Genomic DNA, 23,384 nt, shown 5'->3' on the forward strand with positions numbered 1-23,384 from the left:
TATGCGGCGATATCCTGAAATTGCATGTAATTCAGTGTAATTCGATATTGCAGCTTACTGCTTTTAACGGCCTTCCAATATAACAGGAAGGTAAAAGCAAGCGCCTCTACCTTCCTTAACACTTCCTATGCAACAACTGCGTCCCACTCATCATGGGTTTGAGGTTGACCATGCGCTTGATGAGCAATTGCCGCATGTCTGGCATACACAGCGCTGGCAAAAGCACGGCCTTGCGACAGGGATCGCAGATCGGTCGTATGCCCGAACAATTTCTTGAGCGGGACATCAGCCACGACTTCTACCCGGCCTGTATGTTCTTCTATCCCCAGCACCCGGCCATTACGACGTTGCAGATCACCGATCACATCACCGGCATTGGCCGCTGGGGCATCAACGGTGACTGTCATGACGGGTTCTAGCAGGACTGGATTAGCAAGTTTCAGCCCGGATAAAACGGCTTCTTTCGCCGCCACCATAAACGCCATTTCACTACTATCTATCGCATGATAATCACCGTCCAGCAAAGTGACTTTGATGCCCGTGACGCGATGCCCAAGCGGACCTTGCGCCAGTGCCTGCCGTATGCCTTTTTCTACCGCAGAGAAATATACATTAGGAACTACGCCGCCCTTGATAGCATTCTCAAATGCAAACTCACCGTCAAACAACGCCACCCTCATCACAACACGTGCATATTGCCCTTTGCCACCAGTTTGCTTAGACACTTTGCCCTCAACCTCGACCGTCGGGCCTGCAATCGTCTCTTTGTAGGCCACATGTGGCGCACCGACTTTGACTTCTACACCAGCCTCGCGCCGCACTCTTTCAAGCACGACATCCAGATGCAGCTCACCCATACCCCATAAAATAGTCTCGCCGGTTTCTGGATTGCCTTCCAGACGTAAAGACGGATCTTCACGACGGAAGCGATCCAGCGTAGCGATCATTTTTGCTCTATCGCTGCTATTACCCGGTTCTATCGCAAGAGCCACAACAGGTTCACCGGCATCGATGGTTTCTAACACCAGCGGCACTGCTTTCGACGACAAAGTCTGGCCTGTCAGCACATCTTTTAAACCAGCGATAGTAATAATACTGCCCGCCTCCGCCTGGCTAACACCAGTGCGACGATCGGCATGCACAATATACAAACGCCCTACCCTGACCGGCGCCTGCAAACTGGCATTCCAGACCGTATCGCCCTCATGCAAAGTACCGCCATAAAGTCGTACAAAGGACAAAGAACCATGCTCGTCATGCACCACTTTAAAGATCAGCGCAGCGAGTGGATCTGTCGCCCCTGTCGCAACTGGTACAGCGACATCATTTAACATCGCAGTCGGTGCGGCAACATCATCCGGCGACGGCAACCAGTTAATCACCGCATCTAGCAATGGCTCTATCCCTGCATTTTTATAAGCAGAACCAGCCAGCACCGGAACAGCGCGACGTGACAAAGTCATATGGCGCAAACCTTGTTTAATCTCGGCAAGCGTGAGCGTGTCATTTGTCAAATATGCCTCTGTCAGATCATCGTTGGCTTCTGCCGCAATCGCAGCCACATTTGCATAAGCATCTATTGCTTGCGTAGCCAGCTCAGGCGACAAATCACTTGCAGTCATCATGCCAGCGGTATCCCATGTCAATACGCGTTGGTGCAATACATCAATCGCCGCAGAAAAAGTATCACCGGTACCGACCGGGATCATCAGCGCTACTGGACGCGCATGCAAGCGTGTTCGCACTTGTTCCATCACACGATCAAAGTCAGCGCCAAGCTGATCCATTTTATTGACGAAGATGATCATCGGCACAGCATGTTTTTCTGCCTGACGCCAGACTGTTTCTGTTTGTGGCTGGATACCTGCGACGCCGCTTAACACAGTGATCGCACCATCCAACACCCGCAAAGAGCGCTCAACTTCAATCGCAAAGTCGATATGACCTGGCGTATCGATCAGGGTAAAAGTATGGCCGTCCCAGACACATTGCGTTGCCGCGGCACCGATCGTAATGCCACGTTCTTTTTCCAGATCCAAATGATCCATCGTGGCATTGCCATCATGCACTTCACCCGTGCGATGGATTTCACCCGTCTTGAGAAGAATGCGTTCTGAGAGCGTGGTTTTACCTGCATCAATATGGGCGATGATGCCGAAGTTGCGGGCGAACTGATGTGTAGAAGTTTTTACAGCATTGCTCATTGTTGAGCGAAGTGGAGTGGTAGTCATGATGGTACTTTCAACATAGCGAGCGGTCGTGGAATGTCTTGTGGGACAAGCGCCGCGGGAGCCATGCGACCACCCGTTGTTCAGTGGTCCCGCGCGCGTTCTTCGTCTGCTAACTTCATGATATATAGCTCCCGATTAATCAAACTGAGGTAAAAAATGAGTACAAAATAAGTGATAAAACTAAGCGCCTAAAAACAAAAAAGACCCTGGTGGGCCTTTAATTTTTTCATTAAGAATAATCTTAAGATGTCATTGAGGGCGCACTTTGGCAATCCGAAACCTTATAAAAAAGTTTCGAAACATCAGAGGTAAAAAAGAGAATGTCCATTGAGTTCATCAACACAGGATAGCAGGGATTATTTGAGAGTCAAGGTCGAATTACGCAATATGCTGTTTATTATTTGCGCAACATTAAATTGCGAACAATTTTATTCACCTGACAAAATTAGCGACTCTACTTCTACATAAATGGTGACTTGATAAAAAATATTAATAACTACTTAAAGCGCAATCTCATCCAGATACGTGGAACGAGTACCGGCTACCGGAGGATTATCCGCAGAACGATAGGTCGTCACCAGAGAGAATTTAGTCTGTGTCGTTTGATTACAGCCTGCTGCATGGAACAGATTGCTATGGAACAGCAACACATCCCCCTGCCGCAAAGGCACCGTCTTCGCTTGCGCTAACAAACTTTGGTTCTCGGGTAAATCAGCACGCAAAAATAAGGCCGCATCTAATTGCGAAGCAGCGATCGCCAAGCGATGCGAGCCGGGTATCACTAACAGGCAACCATTCTCTACCGTCTCATCGCGTAAAGCCAGCCAGGCGGACACCAGTTCAGCACGCTGAAAATGCCAGTAGCGGCTGTCTCTATGCCATCCTGTCACACTAGAAAACCGCGGCTGTTTAGTCATGATGCAATTGTGATGCGACTGCACCAGACGCAAGCCCTCGCCCAAAATCTGCCGCAAAGGCTGCACCAGTTGATCAGCTGTTACCCAATCAGCCACCAAAGAACTGCGACCGATCACCTGCAACACCCGCCGCGCAGTCAATCCACCCTCAGCATCACGCGACACTGGCGCGCCTGGGTAACGCGTATCCGCCTCATACTCAATCGGCGCAATATGCGACGCCAATTGTTGCTGAGCAAACGCGATCATCTCTTCACAAACATTGCCATCGACTTGCGCCGGCAACACCAGATAACCGTTTTGTTGAAATTGCTGAAGTTGTTCTTGAGAGAGCATGATCGTACCAAGCCAAATGAAAATCAGATCAGCTATTGTTACATGAAGGATAGGGTTGATAATAGATACAGTAGTGCGGAAACTTTACGAAACAGATTGAAAAAATAACATCTAGATAAAGTTAATTAAATAGTTCACACCGAATCAAATCAACCATCTGTGATCGAGTTCAAAACAAAAGCGACCTCTTATAAAAACCTAATTGAGTTCTTGATGTATTAGATAAGCATATCGATACGGATTAGCAGATCTCTTTATCGATCGAAGTCCATAGTCAGCTTTTATTTCGAGAGTACTCGCGATACCCGCGAAGCCAGCCACTGCCGCCGCAGTTACAAGTCCATACTGCTCTCCAAACTTCCAGCCACCTGCTAATGCCGGAAGAAATTTTTGAGGACTTAGACTAAATGATGCCTTTATGTTTGATAGGTACACAGGATACTGCCACTCCCTACCAACAGCTAATAAATTTGCACATGCTTGATCTAATTCGGAAATGCTTTTATTTAGCTCCGTTGGTTTATCGACTGACTCCTCAATTTTAGATACGAATGATTCCAACTGATATCTCAATAAATTCAACTCGTCTCGTCGCCGTTGCTTGAATTCGAGGATTTCTGCCAATGGCACGTCTTGCCTCGGTATAGGGATTGCACGATGTAGTTCTAGTAATGCACCTTTTCCTTCTTCAGCGATACCATCTTTTAACAAAAGGGAGTTTTCACCTTTTGCTAGCGCCCAGACTCCCGGCTCTGCACGCTCAAGATCTTGATAAGCCAATATCTGTCCTTTAGCGATCGCCTGTGCTTGATCTCCGTTTATGGTGTAGTCCGGTCGACTCAGAATTCCAACAGTTTCAAGAAAAATCTCATCTGCGTTACTCGCAAAATATATGCCCCTAGATGAGGGCCAGACGAGTCGGTCCCAAAATAATAGAGCGAAACGAAGTTCTTGCGGATCTAAATTTGAAGATTTAACAAACATACGACTACCATCGATTTCAATTGGAGGACTCACAACTAAACCACGATGAGTTGCCTTTTTAGGAACCCGTCCGAAATTCGATTCACTCATTTTCCGTTGCTTCGCCTCGCCCATCATCCACTCCTATATTGGGTTCAATGTAATAGTCAGAAAAAAGTCGTCATGTAATCAATGTCTGATAAGTGTCTGCCATACCAATTATTACTTAAACATTAGTCGATAAAAATTTAAGAAAACTCTAAGTTTCTAAGTACTCAGCAGCCTGAATATAACATTATGGCAACTCATAATAGTTTTCAGTTAAACGTTGGACGCTGATTATTTTGTAATGACCGTCTTACAATAAATATTAGATTTATCATAGAAAGAACATTTCCACCAATCACAAAACCCCTTGCCCCCACCCAGCCCCAGTGGCAAGATGAGCCAGCGTATTTGCAATAAAAACAGCAACCTACAAAGAGGTATCTCATGGCATCAGGCAAAATTTTAGTGGCGCAGGGTGGTGGTCCGACTGCGGTGATTAATCAGTCTTTGGTGGGTGTTGTGCAAGAGGCGCGGCGCTTTTCGCAGATTACTCGTATCTATGGTGCGCGGCATGGAGTACGTGGGATTGTCGATGAGGACCTGGTCGATCTGACGCAAGAGACTAGCCAGAATCTGGAACTGGTTGCTGCCACGCCATCGTCGGCCTTGGGTTCTACCCGCGACAAACCGGATGCCGCTTACTGCGCAGCGATTTTTAAAGTCTTGCAGGCACATGAGATTGAGCACTTTTTTTATATCGGTGGTAACGACTCTTCCGACACGGTGCGCATTGTGAGTCTGGAAGCGCAAAAAGCGGGCTACCCTTTGCGCTGTATTCATATCCCTAAAACCATCGATAACGATCTGGTCGGCAATGACCATACGCCGGGTTTCCCTTCTGCGGCGCGCTTTGTGGCACAGGCATTTGCGGGTGCTAATTTAGATAATGCGTCATTACCTGGCGTGTATGTCGGTGTTGTCATGGGGCGGCATGCGGGATTTTTGACGGCGGCTGCGGCGATGGCGAAAAAATTCCCGGACGATGGGCCGCATCTGATTTATTTGCCAGAGCGGGTGTTTTCCTTAGATAAATTTCTGGCGGATGTCAAAGCGGTTTATACCCAATATGGTCGCTGTGTGATCGCAGTATCGGAGGGGATTCATGATGCTAGCGGTGCTGCGATTGCCAGCCTGCTCGCCACCGAGGTGGAACGTGATGCGCACGGCAATGTGCAGTTGTCTGGCACTGGCGCCTTAGCAGATTTGCTATGTGATGAGATCAAATCCAAACTCGGCATCAAACGTGTACGTGGCGATACCTTTGGTTATTTGCAACGCTCATTTATTGGTTGCGTGTCGGATGTTGATCAGCGTGAAGCGCGTGAGGTCGGCGAGAAAGCCGTGCAATTTGCCATGTGGGGGCAGCGTGATGGTTCTGTCGCCATCAAACGTCAAGGCGATTATTCGGTGGATTACGAGTTATTGCCGCTGGATGCGGTGGCTGGTAAAACGCGGGTGATGGAAGACGAGTTGATTGCGGAGAGCGGTACGGATGTGACCGAGGCTTTCCGGCGTTATTTGCGACCATTGTTGGGGTCAGGTATGCCAGATGCGTTCCGCCTGCGTTTTAGTCCGGTGGAGAAGATATTAGGAGTTAAAAAGTAAGCTGCGCGAAAAAGCTGTATAGCAAAGGGATAGCGCTATCGGTCAAACTTGGGTATCTTTTTTTAAGTCAGCGTAGATAAGATTGCATGTCGGTGGGTTTTGACCTATATTAATACTCACTATGAGTATATTTAATTGTCCAGAGAATTACTGGACGATTGGGCAGTTTTTAATAAAATGATGGGGAGTATATTGAAACATACTGCTATCCATGCACTTTAAAACAGTACCTTAAGACCGCACTTTAAAGTCGTACTTTTTGACTGATACAACTCTACGACGCAATGTTCTACGTTAAAGCATGGCGTTTTGCAGTCCCGCTACATCAGTAATTATTTTTAGACACAAATCAAACTTATGCAAGCACGTCGCAATTTACTCAAAAAAACCTTGATGCTCACTGCCGCTGGTTTGGTCGTGGGTACGCGGCCACTCATTAGCCTTGCCAGCGATCAGGACAAACCGCATGAGCTTGCGCCACCGCCAGATTTATTCGACTCGCAAGCGCTGGATATTGATTTTTGGGTGCAACCACGAACACTGGATTTAATCCGGCCTGCCAGCGGTGAGCGGACCAAAATTTTGTACTGGAAAGATGGTGAAGTCAAAGAGTCTGCCTACGAGCAATTGTGTCATCTGCTGCGTGACGTGAATGGTAAAAAAACCGCGCCTATCGATCCTAAATTATTGGAAACCCTGTGGGCAACCCAAGCCTTTATCGCCCGTTTTGGCATGACCAAACCGCTAGAGATTTTATCTGGTTACCGCACACCAGAATCGAATAAGCGTCTGATCGAAGAAGGGATTCCGGCTGCCAGAAAATCGCTGCATCTGGAAGGCAAGGCTGCCGATATCCGCATCGCGCAATTGCATGAAGAAGTATTGGGAGAATTAATACGCAGCTTCCGCCAAGGCGGTGTCGGTTTCTATTATCGTCCCAGCGCACGGGGCGGCTGGATACATACCGATACTGGTTTGCAAAGAACCTGGAAAGGTTGATGGGAAGTAAATATAAAGGTTGATAACTACAGTTTTTGTGAGCGTAAACCTCGCCCCAAAAGCAGCCGTCCACTGCCAGTGATCTTAATAAGGTATGCGCCCGGATTCTTTTAGATAAGCGACCCAGCGGTGCGTAATCCCATACATCAAAGTCATGATGAAAACCCAGGCCAGATAACACCGGACTAGCGACGGGTGATATGTCGAGGGCACACCCAGTCGCCTATCATCAAAATTGATCTGCTGATCAAATAACAGTTGCATCATGATCGCACCCAATACATGAATCAACATCACATGAACGCAATAAAAAAATAAGGGATGGCTGCCAAATAAGCTCAGCAAGGGTACTTCTTGCTTCACATATTTGTCCATCAACGCCAGCAAAGCCAGGCTAATACTGAGGGTTACGCATAAATACAGCAGCGATGGCGGATACTTATGAATATCGACAAACGACATCAGACTCATCAGCCAGCCACCAGCCTGTGGCGACCAAGGATCTGGATCGCCGTACCAGTTACCGCTGCGCAAAGCGATAAAACTCAACATCAACAATGCCGATATCAGCAACAAAGTTTGCTGACGCCGCGCAGGTGGCTGCAACAGCAGCGGCCCCAAACAATATCCTACCGCCATTAAACCTACCCAGGGCATCAGCGGATATAAAACAAAAATACCAAATTGATCACCTAACGGTATCCAACCGCCCTGATGCCATAATTTGAACATGGCAGTCGCGTCCGGGCTATGCAAGCTGTCCAGCAAATTATGCGGCAATAATAAGGCAGCTGCAACCAGTAAGATGACTGGTCGAGGTAAACACTGTAATGCTGCCATCACCATCATCGCCACGCCAAGAGCCCAAATCACTTGCAGGAACAAACTATCGAGTGAAAATTGCCAGCTAAAATTAATCCAGGTCAGCTCCAGAAAAATCAGCAAAGCGCCGCGGCTGAGTAGATAGCGCGCCATATTCCACTTGTCTTGATGCTGACTACGTAGAAACGCTGAGATACCAGCTAACAACACAAACGTCGGTGCGCATAAGTGTGTAATCCAGCGCGTCCAAAACCAGCCTGGGCTGGTGAGCGTTAAATCAAGAGGATTAAAAGGCGTAGGTGCAAAAAAATCGCGTACATGATCCAGCGCCATCAGGACGATGACCAGACCACGCAGAACATCGATAGCAAGTAGGCGATTTGAAGTTTTCATCACGCTGTCCTCAGAGATATTGCAGCCTGTACTTCACAATAAACAGCGTGAATGCATGCCGAAGGAATAGAACTAAACTTGCTTGTAATCAATAGGTTAGAGGACAATATCCTGATGGTCAAGTGCAAGAAAACGTCTTTATAAAAAATATCTTCATCAGAACACAGGTGAGGAAATAATCACAAAAATAAATGCTGTGCAGCTTCGCGGTCATCATCCATCACCAGTTGACCCGCTTTGCGCCATAATGTCACATCGTTTTTAGCCTCTCTTTAGATTCACACATCATGACCAGCCCAAACTTAGAAAATATTAATGTCACCTCCTTCGACAGCATGCCAACGCCAGAAGATTTACATGCACGCTTGCCGTTATCCGAGGCCGCTGCTGCCGTTGTCAACCAAGGCCGTGAAGATTTACGGAATATTTTAGAACGCAAAGACCCGCGTCTGTTTGTAGTGGTCGGCCCCTGCTCTATCCATGATCCGGTAGCAGGTCTGGATTACGCCCGTAGATTAAAAGCGTTGCAAGAAGAAGTGAAGGACACCTTACTATTGGTGATGCGCGTGTATTTTGAAAAGCCACGCACTACGACTGGCTGGAAAGGCTATATCAACGATCCTGATATGGATGATTCTTTCCACGTTGATCAGGGCATGGAAAAAGCCCGCCAGTTTTTGCTGGATGTTTGTGAGTTAGGACTGCCAACCGGGACCGAAGCACTTGATCCGATCTCGCCACAATATCTGGGTGACTTAATCGCCTGGACCGCAATCGGCGCCCGCACAACAGAATCGCAAACTCATCGCGAAATGTCATCCGGCTTATCGACACCAGTTGGTTTTAAAAATGGTACGGATGGCGACATCAGTATTGCGATTAATGCGATTTTGTCGGCATCGCATCCGCATTCTTTTCTTGGTTTAAATGGTCAAGGTCGCGTCGCTATTGTACGCACCAGTGGCAACCAGCACGGCCATGTTGTATTGCGTGGTGGAGATGGTCGCCCCAATTACGATACGGTGTCAGTAGCGATGGCAGAGCAAGCCTTGATCAAAGCAAAGTTGCCCGCCAACGTGGTTGTCGATTGTTCTCACGCAAACAGCTACAAGAAGCCTGAGCTACAACCTTTAGTCATGGCCGATGTGATTAATCAGGTCGTCAATGGATCTAAGGCATTAGTTGGCTTAATGATTGAATCCAATATCGTCGCTGGCAATCAGTCGATTCCAGATGATTTGTCGCAGCTAAAATATGGTTGCTCGGTGACCGACGGATGCGTAGATTGGGCGACCACCGAGGCTATGCTGCGCGATGCAGCGACTAAGTTGCGGACGATTAAACGCTAATTTTGCTAATTTTTTTTGCGCTTAATCTTCTTGGGCTGACTTAACTTCAACACTTAATCAACCCAAGAAAAAATCAACTCATCTCACACTGGCCGTTCTTGTTGCACCCATAGCTGCACCGACGGACGTTGCCACTGATGCTGTGCATATGCCAGTAATTTTTCAGGAACCGGATCGCCATTCAAGGCCAAGCGATTGATCATTAAAGCGAGATCGGTATCCGCAATACACCAAGCATCAAACAAGTTGATTGCTCCGTCCTTGATCAAATCATTGACGGCGGTAATTAGCTTATTGGCAGAGGCCTGAGCCGCATCTGACAGAGGCGTGGTGATGGGCTTAAAAAATATTCCCTCCGTTGATCGCTCTTCACGTATCGGCATAAAATCACTACGTAGCCAGGCTTGAATTTGTCTGGCTCTGGCTCTCTGTTGCAAGTCCTCCGGATAAACACGCGCATGCGCGGGAGCTGGAAATAAGTCTTCCAGATATTCACAAATCGCTGAAGATTCTGACAAATAAAAACCCTCGTGTCCCAAGGTTGGTACGCGGCTAGAAAGCGACAAACTGGCAAAGTCAGCATGGTGATTTTCTCGTGCGCTTAAATTCACTTTTTTCATTTCAAAAGGAATCGCTTTTTCTGTCAATGTCACAAAACTAGACAGCGCATATGGACTGGTCATTCGAGAATCGACATAGAGAGTGAAGTGTTCTTGCATCAAAACAGGCTCCTTTATTTTGTGGAAGTGATTGAGAAATGATTGAAAAATTATTTAGCTTAGGTGGGTGATTGTACGGGCGCTATTCGTTGCTGATATTTGTCAGATGAGATCAATAAAGAAAAGTTTCCTTTAATTTGCCTTATCTCTGGTTAATACATATGCAACCTCGGTTTTACTCTTCATCTCGCCACGCACCCAGCCTTGCAAAGCATAAAACCGGTCTGCCCGCGTATCGGGTTGCGTGCCTAATTTAATCTGGTTTGCGCCCCGCTGAAATAGCCAGTCGGTAGCGAGCGTGAGTAAGTTTTTACCGATACCGTGGCCTTCAAATTGGGGCAAAACAAATAGCGCCCAGATCGAGTTATCTTCGGACGCTGCATAAGAAAATCCGACTACCTGCTGATCCATTTCGGCGACCCAACCATGCCCCAGTTTATCCAGATAATCTATACACATCGCTGGTGTAACGGCATCGGGATTGGTCAAGACATTTTCTTTTACGGCAAAGCGGATTTCCATGATGACGGGGATATCTTCGATGGTGGCTATTCTGTAGCTCATGGACATAGTATTGAGTCTAATAAGTTAGACTGATAATTAAACAGAATGAAACAATAAGCTGTTCTGTCTAATAAAGCAAAAATCCCTTGATCAGCAAATGCTATTCAAGGGATTTTCTATATCGTACTACCTATGTTGATCGTCTTATTTTTTACCGCTACCATCCAGACTCAATGCGCCGCTGCCGTGGATGATGACAAATAACAGGCCGCCCATCATAGAAATATTTTTCATGAAGTGGATCATCTGATTTTGTGCCTGATCGGCTGGCACACCCCAAAAGTTATGGAAAATCACCGCAGCGGAGTCAGTAAAAATCAGCATCGCGGCGGCAGCCCAACGCGCTTTCCAACCTAGGATGACTGCTAAACCGCCGCCGAGTTCTACAATAATAGCGGCGATAGCGGCCAACTGTGGCAAAGGCAAACCTTTGCTGGCGATGTAGCCGACGGTACCGTCAAAACCGGCAATTTTACCTGCGCCAGAAGCGACAAAAATCAATGCGATTAAGATGCGGCCAACTAAAGGGCCAAACTTATTCAGTGCGTTCATATTTTTATACTTTCTAAATAGAGATCAATACATTATTGGATAAGACACTGGTGCTTTAAAAAACTAAACCTGCAATTACTCAAAATTGACAGCAAATTACGCCGTCAAAGTTCCTGCCCGAAAATCATTAATCGCCTGGAATACTTCTGCCTGACTATTCATCACAAAAGGACCGTATTGCACTATCGTTTCACGCAATGGCTGACCGGCGATGAGCAATGCACGAGTTGGACCCTTAGCGCGAATCCGTACACCGTCGCTGTTGCTGTCGTTACGCAAAATTGCCATACGTTGCTGCGCTACGGTTTTCTCGCCTATCTGTAATTCACCACGATAAACGTAGATAAATGTATTCATGCTGTCCGCCATCGCCTGGGCAAACTCAGCGCCGTCTTCCAGATTGATATCCAGATATAAGGGCTCGGTCACCGCACGTTGCATGGCACCTGTTACGCCATGACTGGCGCCTGCAATCACGCGCACCGTGGCATCATCGATTGTAAATTCTGGAATATCCGCATGTTGGAAATCTTTGTACCAGGGCGTCATCATTTTGTCCTTAGCAGCCAGATTGAGCCAGAGCTGAAAACCCTCCATGCGCCCTTCTTTTTGCTCAGGTAATTCCGAATGAATCACGCCACGGCCAGCAGTCATCCACTGTACGCCGCCGTCTTCCAGCAAACCCTCATTACCAGCGCTGTCATGATGGCGCATACGGCCGGAGAGCATGTAAGTGACGGTCTCAAAACCACGGTGCGGATGATCGGGAAAGCCGCCGATATAGTCTTGCGGATCATCGGTACCAAACGCATCCAGCATCAAAAACGGATCAAGCCGGTACTGCAAGTTTTGCGTTAACACGCGAGTCAGCTTGACGCCATCGCCATCCGACGTCGCCAACCCAACGATGACTTGCTCCACCGTGCGTGGCTGAAGAACAGTGTCGGAAGTAATTGCAGATGTCATGATGGACTCCATGTTGATGAAAACAATATCAAATTAAAAAATATACTCATTATCAGTATCTTTTAATTGTCCATATATTCTCTGGACAATAAGGTATTTTTACTAAAAATAATGGGGAGTATATAAAAATCTACCTTCTCCCCATCTTTTTAGCCGGACTTTTAAAGCTGACTTAAAAGCGGTGATTTAAGCAATGCCCGATATCAGTCAAGCATTATTATGCTGCAAGGGCCAATTCAATTTGCTGGATTTGCTCGTGCGCAGAAGCGAACGCGGCTTTCTCTGCATCTGGCCCCATTGCCAAGCCTTCAGCAAAAATAAACTGTACATCGGTCATACCCAAAAAGCCCAGGAAGGTTTTTAAATACGGTGTTTGCGTATCATTAGGCGTGTTGCGATACAAGCCACCACGGGTTAAGACGACGACGACTTTTTTGCCAGTTAATAATCCTTCTGGGCCATTTGCACCATAGCGGAAAGTGACTTGCGCACGTGAGATGGCGTCGATCCAGTTTTTCAATTGCGCTGAGATACCAAAGTTGTACATCGGCACGGCGAGGACTACGGTATCGGCGGCCTGAATTTCGGCAATTAAAGCGTCATCCAACGCAACACGGGCAGCTTGTTCTGGCGAACGATTTTCAGCGGGTGTGAACAAAGCACCCAAAGCAGCGCCATCCAAAGCCGGATGCGGTGTCGCACCCAGATCACGCACAGTCAACTGTGCATCTGGTGTGGCCGTACGCAAACGTTGTACGACGACATTGGCTAAATTGCTGGAATGGGAGGCATCAGCACGGACGCTAGAGTTGATTTGCAAGATATTCATTTTGGAACCTTTTCATGTGAAGTGGTAGTGCATGCACTGTAGCTGTTCCGAAATCAATGCAGAAGACCTTAATTTGGATATCATTGTGCCGATAATGGAACAATAAAGTACAATCGGATGCAAACAACGCAAAATCAAACCCCGTTAACGCCCTTCAGCCACCACCACCTCCAATGAAAGATCAGCATGAGCCTGGAAGCCAATGATTTACTGCTATTTGCCCGTGTGGTGGATGAAGGTAGCTTTAGTCGCGCCGCCGAGCGTTTGGGCTTGCCCAAATCCACCTTGTCGCGCCGGATCACGGAACTGGAATCGCAATTGGGCGAGCGCCTGTTATTGCGCACCACCCGCAAACTGAGCGTGACGGATTTTGGGCATGCCGTTTTAGCACATGCGCATCAGGTGACGGCAGAGGTGGAATCGACCATGGCCTTAGCACAGCACCGGCAAGTGCAGCCCAGCGGGCGCTTGCGGGTATCGATGCCGAATGATTTTGCGAACGATGTGCTGGCCAACTTGCTGGCGGATTTTATTGCGACTTATCCGGCGATCTCATTAGAGCTCGATTTATCCGCACGACGGGTTGATCTGATCAGTGAGAATTTTGATGTTGCAATCCGCATGGGAGATTTACCCGACGACGCCACTCTTGCTGCACGTCGTTTGCTGGTCGCTACGGTCGGCCTGTATGCGGCGCCCAGCTATCTGGAAAAGTGCGGAATACCGCACGAGCCGGAGGCCTTGATGGAACATGATTGCCTGCGCATATTGACGCGTAATGGCGAGCCTGCCGTCTGGTCATTTATCCGTGGTGAAGAAAGCTGGAAAGGCTCGCCGCCCGCACGGGCGATTGCTAATTCGCCAGATGCGCTGGTACGACTGGCACGATCAGGCGCGGGGATTACGATGCTGTCTGATTATTTTGCAGAAGACATGATCAAGAAAGGCGAGTTAGTCCAGGTGCTGTGTGACTGGCAGATGCCCTCCGTCACTGCATGGGCAGTTTTCCCCGGAAGGCGCTTAATGCCAGCCAGAACACGGGTGTTTTTGGATGCGCTACAAGCCCATTTTTCCGGGTCCGGCTGCCAGGCAATGGAGACACAAATCAGCGCAAGAAAATCTGCCAATAAAGCGCTTGTCTAATGCTGAAATAAGCTGAGATTGTTTTGCTTATTAATGTCGCCACCACCGCAAAAAATGGATTAAGGGTGATGGCTAATTTAAATAATTTTCAGAATACGCTGAGCGAGTATTCAAACAAAAATACTAGCTCAGCGCAGATCATTAAAACTTAAAGTTACCTGCATCCAGCACTAAAGTCGCCGCGCCACAAGCTGGCGTGACAGCTTCACGATTGCCGCTAGTGGTGGATTGATTGCTTTCCCACACATCAGCTACTGCGCCGTGTTTCATAAATTTATATTGAATCGCCGTTGATGGCGGCAACTGGATAGTTTGCGACCAAGGCACGTTAGCACCACTTCCCTCAATTGTCATACTGGTCGCTGGCATCCAATTACTCAGCTCATTTCGGTTGCCCAATACATAGACATTTTGGCCAACAACGGTATTAGCGTTGGCCACGCGAAACTTGACGCTTACCGTTGTGCAGGTTGTTCCGCCACCTGTGCCACCACCGCCAGTGCCTGTGATTTTTTGGTTAATATGCAAAGCCACGGCGGGTACGGTAGAACCACCATTTGCCGCAATGCTGACGGTCGCAATTCCATTGCTGCCGACAACAACGCTGTCACTGGTACATGCCGTTTTAGCGGCGTTCAACTGGCCATGTACGACGTTGCAATAAGTGCCCGCCGCTAAACCGGTTTGGAATGATGCATTCCATGCTGAGGCATCATTATTGATCGCCACAAAACCATTCGCGCCACGGCTAAACGCAATCTGATTAATCGTGCCATTGGTGAAATTACCCACACCCTGACCAGATGTAGCGGCGCGAAAAGCCACCATGTTAGCGATATCAGACCAGCGATGAATAAAATCCCAATCGACATTAATTTTGGGATTACCACTTGCATCAAACGGACTGGCACTTGGCGCATTCTGATCCTTATTACTAAAGCGGAAGCCCGAGTGAATTTGCGCATGCCCATACGGCCAGGCTAGCATGAAAATATTCGCTAGATCGTAGCGTTTTGTCCCCTGCGTATCATTCGTCACACCGGTGAAATTGCTGGCATTCATTGAATCACCGTTGCGCTCTGTGTCCCAATTATTTACAAAGACAGTGGCTTTAGAACTATCCACAAATCCCCATGTGCCGCCCCAATTGCCCGGAGTGCCCATATAAGTACGGATTTGAGAAAGTTGATTGCCATTGGTAGACCGGAAAGTCTCACGCATGGCCGCAGCAAACTTAAATTCATTGATGGTACCCGCCGAAAAATAGTCAGCACGGTTGACGGTACCGTCCGCAATAATCTCCTGCGTTACCCAAACTGGCTCGCCAGCAGAAGTCGTGCTAGAGACGCTAGTAACAAATGCCTGCAAGTCAGCGGGTGCCATATGTTTAGCCGCATCGAAGCGGAAACCATCGACGCCCATGCCCAACAATTTGGTCAGATAATTTTTGACCTGTCCGCGTACATACGTACCTTCCGTTTTTAAATCCGGTAGTCCAACCAGGCGACAAACGATGACGTTGTTGCGATTATTGTTGTAGTCGCTATCTTGAATATCACATGCCGGATGGAAGTCGTTTGTCCCAAAGTTAGGGTATTGCAAGCTAGTCGAATTCCAGGTCGATCCGTCCGAACCCGTACCCGATCCGGCCGCCATATGATTCACCACCACATCTGCATAAATCCGCACTTTTGCTGCATGACAGGTGTTGATCATGGACTGAAATTCTGCCTCCGTACCCATATTACTTTTCAGCGCGGTAAAGTTCACCGGCTGATAAATGTCGTACCAGGTATTCAGATTGGCAGATGCATGTGGCGGCGATATCTGCACGCCACCATAACCTTGCGGACCCAGCCAGTTTGTACATTCTTTAGCAATATCATTCCAACGCCAATGAAACATCTGCACCGAGGTATCAGCCGGATTAAAGTTAGCCGCTTGCGCTGGCAACGATGCACCCAGCATGCCAAAGGCAATGGAACTTGCCAACACACTGCGACCAAACAGGCGGCGCAATGCGGGTGTATGTTGATGACGACTTGTCGATTTAACGCGTGAATCTACTTTCATGTCTACTCCGTTATTTTTTAAGGTTTGGAAAGTCCCAAAATGCGCCGCGCCATGCCAGCCGTCTATGCGGAGTGCAGCTTGCGGTGTAAGGCAAATGGGTAACAAAAATGCGTAGCAAAAGACCATGCCAGCATGTACAGCCTGGAAGACAGCAGAGATAATTATGCTAAGGGATGAGAGCTACTTCCGATTATTAATGTAGCATAACTACATTTGCTTAATAGGTAAAACCTCATTTTTTGAGAAAAATCAACCAAAGTACTTTGGATTTTGTAACTCAGCTACATTTACCGAGTGAGAATTATTACGCTTAACCGCTTTATAGATAAGCCAATTCAAGATGCCGCCGCCGATGGCAATTACTAGAGAGATTTTAACTATTTGAAATATCATTTCCATCTCTAAATCGGTCGCTAAAATTATCCCGAATGGGATAAGACAAAACAAAACGCTAGTGAGAAGGATAGAGATACAAATACTTATTTGAGGCCGCTTAATAAACATGGAAAAAAATATCTCCATTACAGATAGAACGCCAACAGTAAGCGGCAATACTATTGAAGCTACATTATTTGGTAAATGAAAGTCGAATTTATCCAAGAGAAATTTGGCAGCACAAAACAAACCAAAATTTATAAAAATACTCCATTGAAACGGAAGACGCGAAATCGCGAGTTTGAAATTCATCATTTATTCATTTAATTTTTTATGTGAGTTGTGAACATTTTATCCAAGTATTGGCGCGATCGAATTACCGTAGAGAGGTCGGTTGATAAAACGCATAAGAATTAATAAGCTTACTCCCGTCACAATCAGGTATTCCTGCAACAAGCCCAATTTAGTGCTTTTGAACAATAAACCTGCTGCTATACTCGTTTTCGCTCACGTTTTCGCTCTCTCACCCTAGACTCTTACATCAACGCCAATGTCGATATCTGATCCCGCTCAATTACTGCAACGCATACCGGAGTTGCAGTCCTTAGTTGATGACCCAAAAATTAGCCGGGCGATTGAGAGTGGCGATCCGTTCAAAGTATATCGGGCGCTGGTGTTGGCGAAGTTATTCCGCCGTCTGCCAGAACATGTCGATGTCCTGCGTCTGCTGACCAGTGAACGGCGTTTGTTTGCCAAGCCACTCAGAGGGACACCGTCGCTGGGCAATATCAACTCGGTCGGCTTTGGATTTGTTGGCAAGGCAGAAAAGGATCTGGACGATAGCTATATTGCTTTGCATGCGTTTGTCATTTTGTTTGTGATCCCGCTGATACCGCTCGGTGCGTATGTCGTCAAAAGTACAGGGGCACGCAAATGGCAAATTTACGCCCGTGCGCCGCTGGGGATTTTAGGCTGGCTGTACACACGCGGTCTGGCATTGAGCGCGGTGGTGTTGGTGCTGTCTGGCGCGGCGCATAGCTATCACGAATCTAACTCGCAAGACCTGCTGTTGCTAAATGGCTTTGATGTGCCGCTGACAGTCAATTTTGATCATCAGACCATCACGTTGCCGGCTCAGGGCAGAGCCACGATCAATCTGAAAGCAGGAAAAATTCACGGCACCGCAACTGCGACCAATTCCGCCAAAGCGGCTGAAGCGGCTGGCGTGATCGATCAATTTGATGAAACCCTCAATAGCAGCGACAGTTACAGTATCTGGAACATCGCAGGCGCTGCACCGCTGCTGCTAAACACGATCGTGTACAGCAAAGTCGCCCCCGAGAATCCTGAAAATCAAGGCAGCCAGATAGTGTATTGCGGCAAGCGTTTTATTGAACTGAGCAACGTCAAATACGCATTTGAAGAGCCGCCAAAAACCATGAGCATGAGTAAGCATGAATCCAGCATCAGCATTAATCATCTGACCGTCGCCACCAGCGACAAGACGCCAGGCGTGCTTGCTTGCATCAACTACGCGATGGATCATGGTTTAGAAAAAGAGATTGCCAGAGCGACCGAAGCATTGGCACAACTGCATGACTGGGACATACGCTACTCCAGCGCCGCGATTGTGACTGCGCAGAGTGTGTCTAACGCAGAGGCTATGCGAGTTGCTGGCCGTATCATGCAAGCCAAACCAGGCGATATGGTGTACGAGCGCATGGTGCAAAATATTCGTGAAGCAGCTGGTCAGCACGAGGCTTTGTTAAGTGAATATGGAGAACGCGCAAAACAGCAACCCGACTCCGCCAATGCACAATATTTGTTTGCCTCTTTACAGTCTGGCGATGAGGGAATTAATGCGATGCAGAACCTGGCGCAAAAATTCCCTCAAGATCCCAATATCCTGCGTAGTCTGGTCTGGCGCAAAGCGGCGCATGGTGACTATCAGGGCGCAAACAATGACATCACGCGGCTGCATAAGTTATCCCCTAGCGATGCAGCGCGTTTGCTGGATGTTGAAGTCCGCATAAAGGTCGCTTTGCGTCGTGGCTTTGAGGCGATGAATTTACTCAATGCGGCGGTACGTGACAAGGTGGCAGATAACCGTGCCGGACATGCAGCAGACTTCGGCTTAGTCGCCCGTTATTTTGGCGCTGATCCTGAGATCTACCTGAAAGCCTTGCCGGGTGATGAGCAAAATCTTAAAGCCTTGGATTTTTATCGGGTGCGTGCTGGCTTGCCCGTGACATTGCCGCAAAACGCCCTACTTCCAGAAATCAAATTAGCAATGGCTTTGCGCAATGCGCCAGCGACCGCCCTCACCATAGCGCGCGATCTCAGCCGCAACCAGATAAGCAGTTTAGGAACTGACCAGCTCACCCTGCTGTATGGCGAGGCTGTGCGTACCAACGACAAAGTATTGCTCACCAAGTTGCAAGGGATTTTACATTTATCAAAAACGGAAGAAACGGCTCTGCAAGGATATTTACGCGGTGAAGATATCTCGCTGGAGCAGTTTGATATTGAACTGGATATTCAGGCTGCCGCTTATCTGATCCGGTCCCGCAATACTCAACTAGCAGCGGCGGAGCGCAGCGCCCTGCGCGCCCGCGCCGCTAGAACCGATCTTCTGCATGGCGTCATCAGTACCGCACTCAATCAATGGCAAGGCTAAACCCATGGATACAACAACCAATTCCAAAATAAATAAATCCAGAACCAAAGGGACTCAGATTGCTCAGCGCGCTAGCCTGGTGCTGGCCTTGTGGTTGGGTTTCTGGCTGCTCGCCATCGGCCTGGTGATAGGGCTGTTATGGATACCGTTCGCCCAATTGCATTACCGTTCATCGTTGCAGTTCACTGGCATCGTGGCAGGGCTTGCGGCTTTGAGTCTGGCGTATTCACTACGCCATCGCCGACGTGAAAAAACTACTGCCTCCACTGCCAAGCCACTATCGCGCGAGACCGCAGCGCCGCTGTATGCCATGGTAGAAAAAATCGCTGCCAGGTTGCATATTCAAGCGCCGGTAAATATCCATTTAATCGGCGCTGCCAGCGCATTCATTAGCGGCAAACGCAACTGGCAAGGCAAAATTAAAACCCTAGAGGTCGGCCTTGGTTTGCCCTTACTTGGTACCTTGTCTGAGCAAGAATTAGGTTCTGTCATCGCGCATGAATTTGGTCATTTTGTGGCGGGTGATTTGTCGCTGGGACCTTGGGTATACCGCACCCGCATGTCGATTGCGCATACCGTTACCGATCTGGATGATTCTTTATTTTTTCTGGATCTGTTATTTAGCTATTACGGCAAATGGTTTTTGCGTTTGTCGTCCAGTGTCTCGCGTGCGCAAGAGTTTGCAGCAGATGCGCTGGCATCCAAAACCTTCGGCATCGTCGCTACCCGCACCGCACTGGAAAAAGTCCATCTAATTGATCCTATGTGGTCGACCTATCTGGACTATGAGCTTGGTCCCGCCATCAACCGTGGCGCACGGATGCCGATTTTTGAAGGCTTCCGTCGCTTTAGCAAACTAGGTGTTAAGCGCGCTGCAGTGCAGGTGGCGATCAAACGTGCGGAGACCCGCAAGGCGTCCGAGTTTGATACCCATCCGTCATTGGAAGAGCGGGTAAGTGCCTTGGTGCCGGGCGCCAAACCTAGCTTTCCTCCGCTGTCCCATTGCTGGGAATTATTGGGTGGCGAACAAGCTACCGAAGCGGCCTGGTATGCCTTGTTTGATGCGGACAAATTAACGACGAGCGACTGGGATGCGTTTGGCGAACAGGTGCTGCAAACACAAATCCAGCAACGTTTTGCCGGTAGCTGGATGGACCCCAAGCAACTGGCGTTCACTGAACTGGTCACAATGGCACAGCGTCCCGAGGACTCTTGGGATAAATTAAAACCAGAAGGGGTGAGTTTTTTATCGCCGCAAGGCAAGCGTAATCATGTCTTGGACATTTTAGAAGAATGGATTGCAGCCTGTCTAATCCATCGTTGCTTCAAACTCAAAGCAACGCCAGGTCAGCCCTGGGTAATGCAGCGTGAGGATAAAGCCATACAACCTGCGGAGCTGTTACAACAAGCATTGGGCGGCTCGCTGCGGTCGGTACAGTTGGCGCAGTTTGACTTAAAAATTTGATTTGGAGTTAGATCTAGAAACTTGATTCAAGCTTGGATGCGCAGTGTGATCGGCTAAGATAATTTATCAGAATAATATATTTATACTAGTTAATAGTATTTTTAATCATCCAGAGATTATTTGGACAATAAGCCAATTATTTATACCGGAGTGAAATGCGACGTTGCGCCCGAATCTCCGCTTTGCACCTGTGTGACGAATGATTGTTGTCGTCAACTGTTAAGCAATCAAAACGTGTGATGCGACCAACATCTACGTCCCATTACGCGATCGACTTGGAGAGCACATTAAAACCGACATTCACAAAGGAACTTACACCCGGGCGAACTCAAGCACGGCAAGCAAGAAGGACGCTGAAGTAACAGTAATTTGAATTTCACCAAAACGCAGTCTTGTGTAGTATTTCTCCAATCGAACACCGCGAAAAACGGTCTCTGTGAGTTTGGCTCTTAAGCCACTCGATCAGACTGCCCCATATACGCCAACCAGCACTTGTTTGAGGTAGGTCAGCGTTTCCCCGACAATAGTCGGATTTTATTGCGAGCTGTCGTACTTTTGCCCAACTTGCCCGTACTTATTGGAACGCACCATGAACAAACCTCTCAGCTTGTCGAAGTCATTAGTCGATTCTCACATCATTATCGTAGGTGCCGGTATGGGCGGGTTGATACTCGCCCTTGTCTTACACGTCAATGGAATCCGGGTGACCATCTATGAAGCAGATGTATCGCCGCATGCACGTTTGCAGGATGCCTTCCTGGATATTTATGACTACAACGGTATGGCATATTTGCAAACAAATGAGGGGAGTATTTGCCGCCACACTCATTTTACAGATACTTTTGACCGCTTATGGAGAATATGGAATTTATTCTAAGATTCCCGATTACACCGTCAATTTTGATTTTTGAGAAAATCAAAATTGACGGAACATATAAATTTATTTGATGGCAGCGAGAATACAGGCTAGATTAAGTCAGTAATTTTATATCTCAATAGATCAAACTTTTTCAAAAGAAATATGTCCAAAAATAGCGACAAATTGAATGCAGCCACTTTGACAAATCGAACTGAAGAGTCGTTTGCAATAACTGACTTTACTACATCAGAGTTATTGATTGAAACTTTCCGAGTGAGACGCACAGGCCAAATATTGTATCGTGAACTTAGTGGCACCAAGTGCGGAGTAAGGCTTACACATATAACAACAGGAATTGTGGTTGAGTGCCAGGAAGATTTTAACGGATATCGAAATCGCGAGTCGGCTTTGCAGTTATTAAGAATACGGCTTAATGAGATAGCGAAGAAGTAAAATGCAACGTCGTTTTTCGTATTTAGTTTCTACTGAAAGTCATCGGGAATAAAAGTGAATTCTAGCGCTGCTTTCTTAAAGAAAAAAGGGCTTTTAACTCATAAGTTGAGTGGGACTAAGCAAAAATCTACGCTGGCTGCTCACTTTATTATTGGCTTAAATAAAACAAAGAACCTAAGCAATCAGGAACTCTTCGATTCATCAATGAAAACAATAACGACTACAATTATCATCATTGCCCTTAGTTTTATAAGCGGCTGTTCCAATATGAAAGAAGACTCTACGAGCTTGTTTGAAGCATCAAGTCGCGCAACAGAAGAAATGGCTCCGACAAATCCTAACCGAGGCCAAAAAACCGTCAGGATAATTACAAAAACGCCACCTGAATTAGAGGTAAGACTAATCACCTTTTATACGCAATTTAATAATCAGAAGCTAAGCGATGGTCGCACAGATTCGCGCATAAAAAAATATACCGAAGGATGCTGGCGAACCGAAAGATCTTTAGTAACATCATTGATCAATACACTAGTGATTCCGATGATTCCAGACGAGACAACTTATTTCAATCGCACTTTTTATTATCCAGTAACAAATGGACTCCAAACTCAAGACATCATTCTTGATGAAATAGTGCCGGGTAAGTGCGAAATCGGAATTAGCGCAATTGGCTACGAAATTAAATATAAAGCAGCGAACAATCGACCTGTCCCACGCTTTGTCCGCACGGTAGTAATTTTGGTTGCCAAAGAAAATGGCGCATTGTCGACCCAGGGCACGATAAATTGCACGCTGGCGGAAGATACAGAAAAAAATAAACTTGAAGCTTTGCTTCAATGTAAAAGAGAAATGAAGAACGCCAATGACTTCTATCTTGGGCCGATTCCCCCAACGGGAGCTACGGTTACTTTAGATTTTAGATATTTGGCGCCAATTACTAAATAAACGATATCTTGCCGTGGCAATGCTTGCTCTCGCTATCACAA

General features: G+C 47.4%; 19 protein-coding genes. 8 read left to right on the plus strand and 11 right to left on the minus strand.

What is annotated here, in order from left to right; all coding sequences use genetic code 11:
• Window positions 1-125: 125 nt before the first annotated feature.
• The 3 genes from fusA to AAKU64_RS03600 all read right to left on the minus strand — a co-directional run bounded on the left by fusA (window position 126) and on the right by AAKU64_RS03600 (window position 4,558).
• The gene (gene fusA / locus AAKU64_RS03590; protein WP_354361453.1) at window positions 126-2,231 is read right to left on the minus strand and encodes an elongation factor G; all 2,106 of its coding nucleotides are present in this window, start codon (window positions 2,229-2,231) and stop codon (window positions 126-128) included.
• A 500-nt stretch (window positions 2,232-2,731) separates the two neighbouring features.
• Window positions 2,732-3,484, minus strand: a complete 753-nt coding sequence (locus AAKU64_RS03595) for a phytanoyl-CoA dioxygenase family protein (RefSeq protein WP_354329962.1) — start codon at window positions 3,482-3,484, stop codon at window positions 2,732-2,734.
• A gap of 198 nt (window positions 3,485-3,682) precedes the next feature.
• A complete protein-coding gene (locus AAKU64_RS03600; protein ID WP_354329960.1) occupies window positions 3,683-4,558 on the minus strand; it encodes a DUF6236 family protein in 876 nt (291 codons plus the stop codon).
• 381 nt (window positions 4,559-4,939) lie between these two features.
• Between AAKU64_RS03600 and AAKU64_RS03605 the strand changes: the two genes are divergently transcribed.
• Window positions 4,940-6,160: a 6-phosphofructokinase gene (locus AAKU64_RS03605; RefSeq protein ID WP_354361454.1), complete on the plus strand. Its 1,221-nt coding sequence runs from the start codon at window positions 4,940-4,942 to the stop codon at window positions 6,158-6,160.
• 357 nt (window positions 6,161-6,517) lie between these two features.
• On the plus strand, window positions 6,518-7,159 hold the full coding sequence (locus AAKU64_RS03610; RefSeq protein WP_322120294.1) for a YcbK family protein: 642 nt from the start codon (window positions 6,518-6,520) through the stop codon (window positions 7,157-7,159).
• An 84-nt stretch (window positions 7,160-7,243) separates the two neighbouring features.
• On the opposite strand, the gene AAKU64_RS03615 is transcribed toward AAKU64_RS03610, so the two are convergent.
• Entirely contained in the window at window positions 7,244-8,374 is a 1,131-nt protein-coding gene (locus AAKU64_RS03615; protein WP_354361455.1) for an acetyltransferase domain-containing protein, read from the minus strand.
• Window positions 8,375-8,661: 287 nt separating this feature from the next.
• Here AAKU64_RS03615 and AAKU64_RS03620 point away from each other — a divergent pair, with 287 nt between their 5' ends.
• Window positions 8,662-9,723 carry a 3-deoxy-7-phosphoheptulonate synthase gene (locus tag AAKU64_RS03620; protein ID WP_354329954.1) on the plus strand — a complete coding sequence of 354 codons (1,062 nt, stop codon included), beginning with the start codon at window positions 8,662-8,664 and terminating at the stop codon, window positions 9,721-9,723.
• Between the two features lie 83 nt (window positions 9,724-9,806).
• On the opposite strand, the gene yfcF is transcribed toward AAKU64_RS03620, so the two are convergent.
• From yfcF to AAKU64_RS03645, 5 genes are all read right to left on the minus strand, one after another.
• A complete protein-coding gene (gene yfcF, locus AAKU64_RS03625) occupies window positions 9,807-10,442 on the minus strand; it encodes a glutathione transferase (protein ID WP_354329952.1) in 636 nt (211 codons plus the stop codon).
• Window positions 10,443-10,574: 132 nt separating this feature from the next.
• Window positions 10,575-11,006, minus strand: a complete 432-nt coding sequence (locus tag AAKU64_RS03630; protein ID WP_354361456.1) for a GNAT family N-acetyltransferase — start codon at window positions 11,004-11,006, stop codon at window positions 10,575-10,577.
• A 144-nt stretch (window positions 11,007-11,150) separates the two neighbouring features.
• Window positions 11,151-11,558, minus strand: coding sequence for a DoxX family protein (locus AAKU64_RS03635; RefSeq protein ID WP_354361458.1), 408 nt, complete (start codon window positions 11,556-11,558; stop codon window positions 11,151-11,153).
• 96 nt (window positions 11,559-11,654) lie between these two features.
• On the minus strand, window positions 11,655-12,524 hold the full coding sequence (locus AAKU64_RS03640) for a pirin family protein (protein WP_354329948.1): 870 nt from the start codon (window positions 12,522-12,524) through the stop codon (window positions 11,655-11,657).
• A gap of 217 nt (window positions 12,525-12,741) precedes the next feature.
• Window positions 12,742-13,353 carry an FMN-dependent NADH-azoreductase gene (locus AAKU64_RS03645; protein WP_354329947.1) on the minus strand — a complete coding sequence of 204 codons (612 nt, stop codon included), beginning with the start codon at window positions 13,351-13,353 and terminating at the stop codon, window positions 12,742-12,744.
• A gap of 186 nt (window positions 13,354-13,539) precedes the next feature.
• Between AAKU64_RS03645 and AAKU64_RS03650 the strand changes: the two genes are divergently transcribed.
• Window positions 13,540-14,496 (plus strand): LysR family transcriptional regulator, encoded by a 957-nt coding sequence (locus AAKU64_RS03650; protein ID WP_354329945.1) that lies wholly within the window; start codon window positions 13,540-13,542, stop codon window positions 14,494-14,496.
• A 141-nt stretch (window positions 14,497-14,637) separates the two neighbouring features.
• On the opposite strand, the gene AAKU64_RS03655 is transcribed toward AAKU64_RS03650, so the two are convergent.
• Window positions 14,638-16,569 (minus strand): carbohydrate-binding module family 20 domain-containing protein, encoded by a 1,932-nt coding sequence (locus tag AAKU64_RS03655; RefSeq protein WP_354329943.1) that lies wholly within the window; start codon window positions 16,567-16,569, stop codon window positions 14,638-14,640.
• 249 nt (window positions 16,570-16,818) lie between these two features.
• Window positions 16,819-17,256: a hypothetical protein gene (locus tag AAKU64_RS03660; RefSeq protein ID WP_354329941.1), complete on the minus strand. Its 438-nt coding sequence runs from the start codon at window positions 17,254-17,256 to the stop codon at window positions 16,819-16,821.
• A gap of 238 nt (window positions 17,257-17,494) precedes the next feature.
• On the opposite strand from AAKU64_RS03660, the gene AAKU64_RS03665 reads away from it, so the two are divergent.
• The 4 genes from AAKU64_RS03665 (at window position 17,495) to AAKU64_RS03680 (ending at window position 23,343) form a co-directional block, all read left to right on the plus strand.
• Complete coding sequence (locus AAKU64_RS03665) at window positions 17,495-19,621, plus strand: tetratricopeptide repeat protein (RefSeq protein ID WP_354329939.1); 2,127 nt, start codon at window positions 17,495-17,497, stop codon at window positions 19,619-19,621.
• Between the two features lie 4 nt (window positions 19,622-19,625).
• A complete protein-coding gene (locus AAKU64_RS03670) occupies window positions 19,626-21,086 on the plus strand; it encodes a M48 family metallopeptidase (protein ID WP_354361460.1) in 1,461 nt (486 codons plus the stop codon).
• A 589-nt stretch (window positions 21,087-21,675) separates the two neighbouring features.
• Entirely contained in the window at window positions 21,676-21,963 is a 288-nt protein-coding gene (locus tag AAKU64_RS03675; RefSeq protein WP_354334928.1) for an NAD(P)-binding protein, read from the plus strand.
• Between the two features lie 489 nt (window positions 21,964-22,452).
• Window positions 22,453-23,343 (plus strand): hypothetical protein, encoded by an 891-nt coding sequence (locus tag AAKU64_RS03680; RefSeq protein ID WP_354334926.1) that lies wholly within the window; start codon window positions 22,453-22,455, stop codon window positions 23,341-23,343.
• Window positions 23,344-23,384: the final 41 nt, after the last annotated feature.

The organism is Undibacterium sp. GrIS 1.8 (assembly GCF_040544445.1).
GTDB lineage: Bacteria > Pseudomonadota > Gammaproteobacteria > Burkholderiales > Burkholderiaceae_D > Undibacterium.